Genomic DNA, 12,571 nt, shown 5'->3' with positions numbered 1-12,571 from the left:
TCAGGCCATGACCCGAACCCCGCTGCGGCTGGCCGTCATCGAAGCCGAGAAGATCCTGGCCGCGGCCGGTGTGGACAGTCCGAGGGTGGACGCGGAACTGTTGGCGGCCCACGTGCTGGGGGTGGAGCGGGGGCGTCTGCCGCTCGTCCCGCTCGTTGATCCGTCCGTTGTGGACGCCATCGGCAAGCTGGTCGCCCGGCGGGCGGCGCGTGAGCCGTTGCAGCACATCACCGGCTCCGGCTGGCTCGGTTCGATCCCGCTCGTGGTGGGCCCCGGGGTGTTCGTTCCCCGCCCGGAGACGGATCTGTTGCTGGAGTGGGGTTTGTCGGTGTCGCCGCAGGCGCCGGTGGTGGTCGACTTGTGCTCAGGGTCCGGCGCGCTCGCGCTGGCCTTCGCGAACGCCAGGCCGGACGCGGTCGTGCACGCCGTCGAGCTCGATCGTGTGGCGCTGTCGTGGGCGCGTCGCAACGCCGACATCCGGGGTGAGGCCGGCGACACCCCGATCCGCCTGCACTCCGGTGACGTCACCGACCCGAAGCTGTTGGCCTCCATGGACGGCACGGTCGATCTGGTGCTGTGCAACCCGCCTTACGTCCCGGACGGCACGCCCGTCCCGCCGGAGGTCGCCGACCACGACCCGGACATCGCCGTGTTCGGCGGCGCCGACGGCCTCGACGTCATCAAGTCCGTCATCTCCTGCGCCGCGCGGTTGTTGAAGCCAGGCGGCTGGGTCGGTGTCGAACACGATGACAGCCAAGGTGATTCCGTGCCCCAGCTGCTGTCGGCCCGGCGTGTCATGTCCGAAGTGGAGGATCACGTCGACCTCGCGGGCCGGCCGCGGTTCACCACCGCGCAGCGCCGTCCATGAGCCTCACGCCGCCGAGTGGCACGAGAAACCCTGGCGTAACAGGGTCTTCCTGACGGTTTCGCGCTCGTGCTCCGTTGCGCGTTCAGCCGCGTAGATGCGCACCAGGTCGTGGAACCTGTACCGGTCCCGGCCGACCAGTTCCAGCAGGCACCGGTGGGTCAGCGAGTCGGCCAGCTGCCGTGCCTCGGTCTGGCTCGTGCCGAGGAACACCGCGGCGGCGCCCAGCCCGATGTCGGGGCCGTCGTGCAGGCCGAGCAGGCGGAACGCCCGTGCGGACCGGGAATCGAGGGTGTCGTACGAGCGGGCGAGCACCGCGCGCAGGCTCGCTTTCGGGTCGTCGTCGACGCTCAGCAGGTCGAGCCGGGCGCGTTCGTCACGCAACTGGTCGACCACGTCGGCCAGGTCCGCGTCCGGTCGACGGCCGGCGCGTTCGGCGCCGATCGCCAGTGCCAGCGGCAGGTGGCCGCACAGGTGCGCCAGCTCGGCCGCCGCGCCGGGTTCGGCGTCGACTCGCCGGGCGCCGAGCAAGGTGGCCAGGAGCGCGAGTGACTCGCCGGTGTCGAGCTGACCGAGGATGAGGTGCTGGGCGCCGTCGAGTGCGGCCAGCCCGCTCAGCCTGCTGCGGCTCACCACCAGCACGAGGGATTCCGAGTTCGGCAGCAGGGGCCGTACCTGCGCCGCGTCGCCCGCGTCGTCCAGCAGGATCAGGACCTTCTTGCCCGCCAGTGTGCTGCGCAGCAGGGCTGACCGGGCGTCGAGTTCGCCGGGGACGCGCTCGGCCGGGACGTCGAACGAACGCAGCATCGTGCCCAGTGCGGCGAAGGGTTCGACTCGCGGCTCCGCACCGGATGCCCGCATGTCCAGGTAGATCTGACCGTCCGGGAACTGGTCGCGGACGCGGTGTGCCCAGTGCACGGCCAACGCCGTCTTGCCGACGCCTGCCGCGCCGCCGATCACCGCGATCGCGGGTCGCTGCTCGTTCGGCCACAGCATCTCGTCCAGCCGCTCCAGCGCCGCGGTCCGGCCGGTGAAGCGGGCGAGGTCGGGCGGGAGCTGCCGTGGCCGGACCAGCGGCGTGCCGGCGGGGCGCCGAGCGTCGGCCAGGATGTCGGCGTGTACGCGGACGAGGTGCCGACCGGGGTCGATGCCCAGTTCGTCCCGCAGGTTCGCGATGACGCCGTGGTAGGTCTGCAGGGCTTCGGCCCGGCGGCCGGATCTGGTCAGCGCTGTCATCAGCTGCGCCCACAGGTGTTCCCGGTACGGGTGGTCAGCTGTGGCCTCGCGGAGGATCCTGATCGTCTCGTCGTGGTGACCGCGCCGGAGGCAGATCTCGACGAGCCGTTCGGTCGCCGTGAGCCGTTCCTCCACGAGCTGCGGCACGTCGTCGCGGTGCAGCGACTCCGACGGCACGTTCGCCAGCAGCGGTCGCCGCCACAGCGCCAGCGCGCCCCTGAGCTGTTCGGTCTGTTCGGCCAGGTGCCTGAACCGCAGCAGGTCGAGCTGGTCCGGTTCGAGGCACATGATGTAGCCACCGCTGCGGGTACGGATGAGCTCCTCCTGGCCGCCCAGTGTGTGCCGCAGCCGGGTGACGATCGTGAACAGCGCGTCACGGGCGTTCTTGGGCACGTTGGCGTCCCAGATCCGTTCGATCAGGTAGTCCTGCGACACGTAGCTGTTCGCGGACAGCAGGAGAGCAGCCAGCGCGTTGCGCTGTTTGGCGGCCGACGGCGTGACGAACCGGCCCGCGCGCAGTGCCTCCAGTGGACCCAGCACGTTGAACGAGAGCGCGTCACCACTGGTCGGCATCGCCGCTGTCTTCCATGCGGTTGTGCAACACTTCCGCGTCCTTTCCCCCCAGGAAGGCCACGTAGTCGAGTGTTGCCGGTGCGAGCGGTGTTGGCGAGTGGTGCCGTGGTGCCAGTTGAAGGAACCACCCGGTTTCAGATGGCTGTGTCCTGACGCAGCCGCATGCGGTGCCGCGACTCGAAGCAGACGACGACGAACGTGACGAGGTACGGCAGGGCGTGCAGCGCCTCGACCGGCAGACCCGTGTCCCGGGTCTGGCCGAGCAACCCGAGGCTGTCGGGCACCGCGAACAGCAGCGCTCCGGCGAGGACGCCGAGCGGTGCCCGCCGCGCCACGACGACCACCGCGAGGGCGATGAAGCCACGGCCGCCGCTCATGCCCGGGCTGAAGCTGCCGATGGCCGACAGGGACAGCGCGGCTCCGGCCAGACCGGCGAAACCACCCGCGATGAGCGCGGCCACAGCCCGGTAGCGGCTGACCGGGACACCTCGGACCGCGGCGACGTCGGGGGAGTCGCCGACCGCCCGTATCCGCAGCCCGAACCTGGTCCACCGCAGGACCCACCAGGTCAGGACCGCCAGGGCGCCGGCCGCGTACGTCAGCACACCGATGCTGGAGAACAGCGGTCCGATTCCGGGTAGCTGGCTCAGGCCGGGCACGCTCATGGCCGGCAGCGTCGGCACTGACAGGTTGGTGCGCCCTGATGGCACCCATGACTGGAACACGAACGTGCTCACGCCGACGCCGAGCATGGTGAGCGCGACTCCGACCAGCACCACGTCGATTCCGGCGAGGCACCCCAGCGCGAAGACGAACCCCAGCAGGACACCGGCGAGCACGCCGAACCCGGCTCCCGCGAACGGTCCGGCGGCGGCGGATCCCAGTACGCCGGCGAGGGCACCGCAGATCATGATCCCCTCGATGCCGAGGTTGAACTGCCCGGCGCGTTGCAGGACGGTCTCGCCCAGCCCGGCGAGCACGATGGGGGTGGCCGAGGCGAGCGCACCGGCGAGCACGAGCACCCAGAAGTCAAGCGACAGCACGGTCATCCTTCCGCTGGGCCCGGCGCACGGCGACGTTGCGGCGAGTGAGCACGACCGCCACCGACACGGCCAGCAACAGCACGGCCTGCGCCACCGTGCCGATCGACGCGGGGATGGTCCCGGTGGCGATCTGCACGCCGCTGGCGCCGGTGGTCAGCGAGGCGAACGCGATCGCCGCCACCACGATGCCCACCGGGTGGTTGCGGCCCAGCACGGCGACGACCAGGCCGGAGAAGCCGATCCCCGCACTGATCCCGGGGTGCAGCCGTCCGTCGACGCCGGCGAGTTGCATCCACCCGGCAAGGCCCGCCGCGGCACCGGAGACGGCTGTGGTGGACAGCACGATGCTCGCCGGGCTCACGCCGAGCCGGGCAGCGAGCCACGGTCGTTGCCCGTGGACGTCGACGATGAAAGCGATCCGGCTGTGGTGCCACCACAGCGCGACCAGGACGATCCCGAGCACCACCAGCGCGGCCACGTGCAGGCGCCCGGGGACGGGCAGGCGCGGGATGAGCGCTTCCTCGAACAGCGGTGCGCTCTGGGGCGTCGCGGCGCCTCCCGGGTCACGCAGAGCAGTGCGCAACAGGTAGGCGAGCAGTTCGATGGCCAGGTAGTCGGCCAGCAGTGCGCTGAGGATTTCGTTGACACGCCAACGCAACAGCAACACGCCCGACAGCAACGACCACAATCCGCCGCCGGCCATTCCCGCGAGGGCACCCAACGGCAACGCCAGCAGGCTGTGGACCGGGCCCACGCCGTGCAGCACAACCGTGGCGAAGACCGCGCCGACGATCATTTGGCCTTCTGCGCCGACCATCACCATGCCCGCGCGCAGCGCGACCGACACGCCTAGCGCGACAAGCACCAATGGTGTGGCGTACGACAAGGTCTGTACCGCGTTGTACGGCGTACCGAAGGCGCCACGCCACCAACCCGCCAGCACCACCGGCACGTCACTTCCGGCGAACGCGACGAGCAGCGCCATGCCGAGCACCACGCAGGCCGTGACCACTGTCAGGGTTCGGCGTCGCAAGAGCGCCGATGCTCTCATGTGGACAGTCCGGCCATCGCCCGGCCGACCCTGGTCGCGTCGAAGTCCGCGGCGTCGAACTGGTCGGCCACGCGTCCGTCGAACAGGACGATCAACCGATCGGCCAATCCACGGACCTCGTCCACGTCCGACGACACCAGCAACACAGCCGCGCCTTCCCCGGCCGCGCGCTGGATCTCCGCTCTGACCGCGTCAGTGGCGCGCACATCCAGCCCCTGTGTCGGTCCGTGCAGCACAGCGACCTGCGGTGCGCCGTCCAGTTCGCGTCCCACAAGGAGTTTCTGCTGGTTGCCCCCGGACAGCAGCCCGGTCGGCACTTCCGGATCACGGGGGCGCACGTCGTGCCGATCGAACAACTCCTTGGCGAACCGGCCTGTGGCGCGGTCGTCCAGTACCCCGAACCGGGCGAACCTCGGTTCGGTCAACCTGCGCAGCACAGCCGAACGCTTCGCGGGCATGTGCGGCAACAGCCCTTCCGACCGCGCTTCCGGTACGTACGCCACATCGCCGGTGGTTCGGACCGATCCACGCGACGGCCGGAGCACGCCCGCCGCGACATCGGCGAGGGTGCGCTGACCGTTGCCCGCGACCCCGAGCACGCCGAGGATCTCACCGCTGCGCACCTCGATGCTGACCTCACGCAACGGCACGTGCTCACGGCCGGAAGCCGTGACTTCGTCCAACCGCAACAAGACCGGACCGACTGTCCGTTTTGGCCGGTCGGGAGTGCGGGACGGGAGTTCGCCGGTCATGGCACGCAGCAGCGCGGCGTCGTCCGTCTCGGAAACGTTGCCGTGCAGCGATACCGTGCCGTGTGAGAGTACTGTCGCGACATCGGCGACCTGTCTGATCTCGGCCAAGCGGTGCGTGATGAACAGGATCGCGACACCCGATTCGGCAAGCCGGCGCAGCCGGGCGAACAGGCCGCCGACCTCGTGCGGCCCGAGTGACGACGTCGGCTCGTCCAACAGCAGGACACGCGCTCCCTGCGCCAAAGCGATCGCCAGTTCACCGAGTTGGCGTTGTGCGACACCCAGAGCGTGAGCCGGTACGTCCAGTTCGAGGGTGATTCCGGCCGCGTCGGCCGCACGGCGGAGGCTGTCGGCCGCGGCACGCCGCCGCGCCAGCCACGAACTGTGCGAGAGCAGCAGGTTCTCGACCAGGGTGAGCTCGCCGGCCAGGCTTCCCGCTTGGGCGACCAGGCCGACGCCCCGGCGGATCGAGTCGGCGCGGGCGCGCAGCGCCACCGGCTCGCCGTCCACCACCACTTCGCCCTCGTCGGGTGTTTCGAGCCCCGCCAGGATCTTGGTCGCGGTCGACTTGCCCGCCCCGTTCTCGCCCAGCAGCACGTGGACCTCGCCGGGACGCAGCACGAGATCGACGTTCCCGAGCGCCTGCACGGTCGCGAAACGCTTTGACACAGCACGCAAAGCCACGACCGGGCTCGTGGTCATCGACCGGGTGTCCACGGCTCGACTGCGAGCTTGCCCGCGGCGAGCCGGCTGACGAGGTCGTCGACCCGGCTGTCGAGGTCGCCCGGCACGTCCGGTGCCGTCGCGACCTTGTTGATGTCGCTGGGGACCAGGCTGCGGTTGGCCAATGTGGACTTGAGTGCCTGCCCGGCGAAGGACTTGCTCTTCAAACGGTCGAGGACACCCCGCATGAGCGGTACGAGGTCGACCCGCACCCGGCCGATGTTGACCTCACGCGCAGCCTCGCTGGTGGTGCTCGCCAACCCGACGGTCGCCACGCCCGCTGTCTTCGCCGCTGAGGCGACACCAGGGGCGTATCCCTCGGCGTTCGCTGCTATCAGTCGCGCGCCTTCGCGGATACGTGTCGCGGTGGCCTGGTTCGCCTTCTCGGCGTCCTCGAAGCTGCCGGTGTAGATGGGTGGCATCTCGGCAGCGGCGGGGTTGGCCAGCCGCAGGCCCTGGCTGAACCCGAACCACTGCGCCTGGACGAACGGCTGCTTCTCGCCTTCGACCACAGCCACCGGGGACAGCTTCGACTGGCCGGCGATGTAGCCGAGCAGGAACCCCATCTCCTCGGCCGCGTACGTCCACGTGGCGACGTTCGCGGTGGCCTTCTGCGCCACGTCGGCCCCGCCGGTCGTCAGGAAGTGCGCGTCCGGGAACTCCTTCGCGGTGCGGAAGATCGCGTCGGCGTAGGAGAAACCCCAGCCGATGACGAGGTCGTAGCCCTCGGCGGCGTACTGCCGGAAGACGGGTTCGGCGTCGACCGGGTTGATCACCGACTCGCGGATCTGCAGCTCGATTTCGCCGTCCTGCTGGAACTTCCTGACGCCGTCGGCCCCGATCTGGTGGAAACCCGAATCGTTGGCCAGGCCCGCCAGCACGATGGCGACGCGCAGGGCACCGGGCCGGTCCGGCCGGCTGTCCGGCGTGGCGGAGCAACTCGCCAGTACCAGCACGAGGCACACGTATGCGGCGGCGATCCGTGTCTTCATGGTTTCCCCTGTGACAGATGACAGATCATGTGTGTGGGGGCCATATGCTACGCCCGCGCACAACGCCGTGGTTTCGCTGCGTGATCTACAATCCGCCATCCGGGTGCAGCTCGGCGGAGACCGATTCCGCGGCACATCGATTGCCATAGTCTGCGATGGGTACTCGGTGGGCGGCAGTTTCTTTGGAGAACGATGCGATCGGTGATGGACCACGAGTACTGCCGTCAGCTCAAACAGGACGGTGTGCTCTTCGACGACCCGCGGACACTGGCGTGGGCCGGGCGGGACTGGGGGCGTCTGGTACACCGTGCACCGCTCGTGGTTCTCCGCCCCCGCACGTCCGGCGACGTCGCCGCTTTCGCCAGGTTCGCCGCTGAACACTCGTATCCGCTGACCCCCAGGGGGCAAGGGCACTCGTCGGCAGGGCAGGCACAGGCACCCGGCGGATTCGTGGTCGACATGCGGGCCCTGGACAGCGTCGGCGAGGTCGGCGCGGACAGCGTCACTGTCGGCGCGGGTGCTCGCTGGAGCCAGGTGCTGGCGGAAACGCTGCCGCGCGGCCTGACTCCGCCTGTGCTGACGGACTACCTGGAACTATCCGTCGGCGGAACCCTGTCCGCAGGCGGCATCGGCGGCGCCACCCAGCACCACGGGTTGCAGGTCGACAACGTGGTCAGCCTCGAAGTCGTGACGCCACAGGGAGAAGTCGTCACGTGCTCCGCTGAGCGCAACGCGGACGTGTTCGACGACGTGCGCGCGGGTTACGGCGCGTACGGCATCATCGTGAACGCGACCATCAAACTCGTGCCGGCTCATACACGTGCTCGCCGCCTCCAGCTGCGCTACGACGACCTGTCGGTGTTCCTCGCCGACCAGCGCCGTCTGCTGGCGGAGGGGTGCTTCGACTACCTCGAAGGCCAGGTCGAACTCGCCGACGACGGCGTCAACCAGTACGTGATCGAGGTGGCGTCCTTCTACACGGACGAGCCGCCGCCGCGCGCCGCCGCCGTGCTCGGTGAACTCGCCTACCACCGCGGCAGCGAGGAAATCGAGGAGCTGACGTACTTCGAGTTCCTCAACCGGCTCGCCGACGCGGAGGCGATGCTGCGCGCGGCCGGGCTGTGGGACCAGTGCCACCCGTGGCTGAACCTCTTCCTGCCCGGCTCGGCCGCCGAGCCGATCGTCGCCGGCGCGGTCAAGGACCTCGTGCCCGCGGACATCGGAGCAGCCGGGTTCGTCCTGGTCTACCCCTTCGACACCGGTAAAGTCACGGCACCGCGCCTCGAACTGCCCGACGAGCCCGTCGCCTTCCTCTTCGCGGTCGACCGGGGATCGGCCTGCGCGGACAGGGCGGCGACCCGGCGAATGCTCGCCGCGAACGAACTCATCCACGACCACGCGAAAGCGGCGGGCTCGACGACGTACCTCGGCGCGCCGGTCCCCGCCGCCCAGGTGACCTGATGTCTCCCCTTCGTTCCTGATGGCGCACCGATCCGGCAGCGACGGGGCCGACTTCGGCGGACTGCTGCGCGAAGCCCGTGAGACGCAGCGGATCTCGTTGCGTGAGCTCGCACGCAGGCTGCACTACAGCCACGGCTACCTGTCCAAGGTCGAACGGGGCATCCGGCGGCCGACCGCCGAGCTGGCCCAGCAGTGCGACACCGAACTCGGGATGCGCGGCGCGCTGGTCGCGGCCTCGCTGAGCAGCGCGGACAACATCGACGTCGCACGGCTGCGGCCGGCCCAGCTGCCGATCGGGCCACGCGGTTTCGTCGGCCGCGACCAGGAGATGGCACGTCTCGACGAGCTGATCTCGTACGACGAGCAGTCCGGCGGTGCCCGGGTGGCGGCTATCGACGGCTTGCCCGGCGTCGGCAAGACGACGCTCGCGCTGCGGTGGGCACACGAGGCGCAGGCGGAGTTCCCCGGCGGTGTGCTGTTCGCCGACCTCCATGGCTACGGCCAGACCAACCAGGCAGCCGACCCCGGTGACGTACTGGAGCATTTCCTGCGGTCCCTGGGCGTACCGGCCGAACAGATCCCGCGAGAGCTGGGCATGCGGGCGTCCTTGTTCCGCACGGTCCTGCAGCGCGAACGAGTGCTCATCGTGCTCGACAACGCGGCCAACTACGCCCAGGTACAGCCGATCCTGCCGAGTTCGCCGGGATCCGTCGTCGTGGTGACGAGCCGTCAGCGGTTGTCCGGCCTGGTCATCGAGGCAGGCGCGATGAGCGTCACGCTCGCTCCGCTCGAAGCCGACGAGGCCGTCTCGCTGATCAAGTCGTCGATCGGACGGCGCAGAGCCACGGAGAACCACGACGTGCTCGCGCGGATCGCGAGCAGCTGCGGATACCTGCCGCTGGCGTTGAAACTCGCCGCGGAACGGATCGCGTGGCGGCCGGGCTACGAAGTCGCCGAGCTCGAACAGGAACTCGCCGCCGAGGAAGACCGGCTGGACCTGCTCGCGGCCGAGGACGAGCCGAGGGCTGTCCGTGCCGTGTTCTCGTGGTCCTACCAGGCGCTGACCGAGCCCGTGGCACGCGCGTACCGGCTTCTCGGGCTCTACCCGGACGACGAGATCAACGTGCCGGGCGTGGCCGTCCTCGCCGGTGTCACACGCAGGCAGGCGCGGTTCGTCATCGACGCGCTGGCGAGCATGCACTTCGTGCAGCACGTGGCCGCTGACCGCTACCGCCTGCACGACTTGCTGCGGGTCTACGCGGCGGAGCTGGTCGCCGAGGTGGAGAGCGAGCAGGACCGCCATGCCGCGGTCGCGCGACTGGTGCACCGTTATCTGGGCTCACTGGTCTCGGCGAGCCGGGCGATGGGCGCGTACCGGGTCCAGCCGGTCGGCGCCGACGAGGTCGCCGACGTCGAGATCGAGCAGTTCGGCGACTACGACAGCGCGCTGGCGTGGCTGGAATCGCAACGGCAGACCATCGCCAAGATCGTCGAACTGGCGGTGAAGCACGGGTTCCACGACGAGGCGTGGCAGATCGTGGTGCTGCTCTGGGACTACCTCCAGGTGCGCAAGCCGTGGGGTGTCTGGGTCAGGACGCACGACCTCGGGCTGCGCGCCGCCCGGGCCGCGCGCAACGAGTTCGGCGAGGCGTGGGTCCTGAACAACTTCGCTGACCTGTACCGGCGGTGGGGCGAGCTCGACCGCGCCGAGCACGACTACTACCGGCCCGCGCTGGCGACGAGACGCCGGATCGGCGACCGCAGGGGCATGGGGTGGACGTTGCTCGGCCTCGGCTTCGTCGCGCTGGAACGCAAGGACTTCGAGTCAGCCGCCGATCATTTCCGCGCCCAGCTGGTGGTGCACCGCGAAGTCGGCGACAAGGACGGGGAAGCGTGCGGCCTGGCGTGCGAAGGCACCGCGTTGCTCGGCCTCGGCAGGCTGGCGGAGGCCGAAGACCGCTTGTTGCGGGCCGTGGTCAAGCACCGTGACCTGGGCGACCGGCACGCCGAGGCCTGGACGCTGACCCAGCTGGCGCGGGTCCGGGTCGGCATGGGGGACCGGGACGTCGGACTGCGGTACTTCGACCAGGCCTCAGGCCTGCACACCGAAATGGGCGACGTGCGATCGGCAGCCGAGGTGTACGAGGAGAAAGGTGGCGTGCTCCACCGGATCGGTCGGGTGACCGACGCGCGTGACTGCTGGGAGAAAGCCGTGGCGTTGTTCGACCGAGTGGACGAAGCGCAGGGCACCGCGGCCCGTGCCCGGATCAACGCTTTCACGACGGGCCACGCAGACGAGCCGCAGTGACGAGGAGGCCTTCGCGCGGTGGAATTCGGAACTGCTGCCGAGCGGCAGATGAAAGCGAACGAGGCGAACTGGGACGCCAGGGCCCCCGTGCACCTGGCGAGCCAGTTCTACGGCGTCGGCAGCAAGGAAGCCGAGTACTGGTTCGCCGCGCACGAGTGGGACGACCTCGGTGACGTGGCCGGTCGTGACGTCGTGCACCTGCAATGCCACCTCGGTGTCGAGACCGTGGCCTTCGCCCGGCGCGGTGCCCGCACGGTCGGGCTCGACTTCTCGGCCGAGTCGCTGCGCAACGCCAGGCGGATTGCCGAGGGCATGGCGCTGGACGTCGACTACGTTCATTCGAACGTGTACGACGCGGTGGCTGCGCTCGGCGGGCGGACGTTCGACGTCGTGTACACGGGGAAAGGCGCGCTGTGCTACCTGCCCGATCTGACCGCGTGGGCACAGGTCGTGGCAGATCTGCTGCGGCCAGGCGGATTCGTGTACGTGGTCGAATTCCACCCGCTGCTCAACGCACTCGGGACGACGCCGCACGAAAAGCAGGAGTTGCTGCTCCGGTACGACTACCAGGAAGGACGTGGCGTGTGGGAGCGGGACGCCACGTTCACCTACACCGACGGGCCGCGGCTGACCGGGGCGACGGTCTCCTACGAGTGGCGGCACGGGCTCGGCGCGGTTCACAACGCACTCGTCGGTGCCGGTCTGCGGGTCGAACTCCTGCGCGAGACCGAGGAGATTCCGTGGCCCCGCTGGCAGGACATGGTCACCACGCCGTCCGGGTGGTGGCGGTTGCCCGCAGCCAGGCCGCGCGTTCCGCTGCTGTTCACGATGCGAGCGCGGAAATCCGCGCACAGCGAGCGATGAGGGCTCGACCGGCGAGTGGCACGACCGGGCACAGGGATAGAGTCACGGGGGTGAGCACGCTGTATGACTGTTCATTGCCCGAGGACCGGCAAGACGGACTTGCCGCCGCAGCCGGCGCTGTGCGGTCCGGGCGGCTTGTGGTCATCCCGACCGACACCGTCTACGGCATCGGCTGCGACGCGTTCGACGGCGGCGCCGTGCGTGCCCTGCTCGAAGCCAAGAACCGCGGCCCCGACATGCCTGTCGGCGTGCTGGTCGGCAGCTGGACGGCGATCGACGGCCTCGTGCTGTCGGTTCCCGACCAGGCACGCAAGCTCGTCGAGGCGTTCTGGCCAGGCGACTTGTCCATCGTGCTGCCGCACGCGCCGAGCCTCGCGTGGGACCTGGGCAACACGCGCGGCACGGTGATGCTCCGGATGCCGTTGCACCCGGTAGCCATCGAACTGCTGCGTGACGTCGGGCCGATGGCCGTGTCCAGCGCGAACAGGTCCGGTCACCCGCCGGCTTCCACCGCGGAGCAGGCCCGCGACCAGCTCGGCGAGTCCGTCGCGGTATACCTGGACGGGGGACCGTCCGGTGATCCGGTGCCGTCCTCCATCGTGGACCTCACCGGCGACGACCCGATCCTGCTGCGTGAGGGCGCGGTCAGCCGCCATGCCGTCGAAGAGGCGCTTGGCGTCGAGGTACAGAACCCGGTCTGACA

Annotated in this window: 10 protein-coding genes; 5 read left to right on the top strand and 5 right to left on the bottom strand. The window is 69.8% G+C overall.

The genetic code is table 11. The features are described from left to right. Positions 1-7: 7 nt before the first annotated feature. Positions 8-868 (top strand): peptide chain release factor N(5)-glutamine methyltransferase, encoded by an 861-nt coding sequence (gene prmC, locus AOZ06_RS46470; RefSeq protein WP_054295213.1) that lies wholly within the window; start codon positions 8-10, stop codon positions 866-868. 3 nt (positions 869-871) lie between these two features. Here the strand turns inward: prmC and AOZ06_RS46465 are convergent, their stop codons facing one another. The 5 genes from AOZ06_RS46465 to AOZ06_RS46445 form a co-directional block, all read right to left on the bottom strand. After that, entirely contained in the window at positions 872-2,674 is a 1,803-nt protein-coding gene (locus AOZ06_RS46465; protein ID WP_054295212.1) for an AfsR/SARP family transcriptional regulator, read from the bottom strand. A gap of 134 nt (positions 2,675-2,808) precedes the next feature. Next, positions 2,809-3,717 (bottom strand): ABC transporter permease, encoded by a 909-nt coding sequence (locus AOZ06_RS46460; protein ID WP_169799080.1) that lies wholly within the window; start codon positions 3,715-3,717, stop codon positions 2,809-2,811. Further along, positions 3,704-4,750: an ABC transporter permease gene (locus AOZ06_RS46455; RefSeq protein WP_169799079.1), complete on the bottom strand. Its 1,047-nt coding sequence runs from the start codon at positions 4,748-4,750 to the stop codon at positions 3,704-3,706. The genes AOZ06_RS46460 and AOZ06_RS46455 overlap by 14 nt, the downstream gene beginning before the upstream one ends. Before the next feature lie 14 nt (positions 4,751-4,764). Then, on the bottom strand, positions 4,765-6,189 hold the full coding sequence (locus AOZ06_RS46450) for an ABC transporter ATP-binding protein (RefSeq protein WP_169799078.1): 1,425 nt from the start codon (positions 6,187-6,189) through the stop codon (positions 4,765-4,767). Between the two features lie 29 nt (positions 6,190-6,218). After that, on the bottom strand, positions 6,219-7,235 hold the full coding sequence (locus AOZ06_RS46445) for a BMP family lipoprotein (RefSeq protein WP_054295208.1): 1,017 nt from the start codon (positions 7,233-7,235) through the stop codon (positions 6,219-6,221). A gap of 192 nt (positions 7,236-7,427) precedes the next feature. Here AOZ06_RS46445 and AOZ06_RS46440 point away from each other — a divergent pair, with 192 nt between their 5' ends. The 4 genes from AOZ06_RS46440 to AOZ06_RS46425 are packed head-to-tail and all read left to right on the top strand — an operon-like array spanning position 7,428 to position 12,569. Continuing rightward, the gene (locus tag AOZ06_RS46440) at positions 7,428-8,696 is read left to right on the top strand and encodes an FAD-binding protein (protein WP_054295207.1); all 1,269 of its coding nucleotides are present in this window, start codon (positions 7,428-7,430) and stop codon (positions 8,694-8,696) included. Between the two features lie 19 nt (positions 8,697-8,715). After that, the gene (locus AOZ06_RS46435; protein ID WP_054295206.1) at positions 8,716-11,004 is read left to right on the top strand and encodes an ATP-binding protein; all 2,289 of its coding nucleotides are present in this window, start codon (positions 8,716-8,718) and stop codon (positions 11,002-11,004) included. An 18-nt stretch (positions 11,005-11,022) separates the two neighbouring features. After that, a complete protein-coding gene (locus AOZ06_RS46430; protein ID WP_236951956.1) occupies positions 11,023-11,868 on the top strand; it encodes a class I SAM-dependent methyltransferase in 846 nt (281 codons plus the stop codon). 50 nt (positions 11,869-11,918) lie between these two features. Further along, complete coding sequence (locus tag AOZ06_RS46425; RefSeq protein WP_054295205.1) at positions 11,919-12,569, top strand: L-threonylcarbamoyladenylate synthase; 651 nt, start codon at positions 11,919-11,921, stop codon at positions 12,567-12,569. Positions 12,570-12,571 lie beyond the last annotated feature (2 nt).

It is taken from the genome of Kibdelosporangium phytohabitans (assembly GCF_001302585.1).
Lineage (GTDB): Bacteria > Actinomycetota > Actinomycetes > Mycobacteriales > Pseudonocardiaceae > Kibdelosporangium > Kibdelosporangium phytohabitans.
The sequence above is the reverse complement of the archived record's forward strand: the minus strand, read 5'-3'. Positions and strand labels throughout refer to the sequence as shown.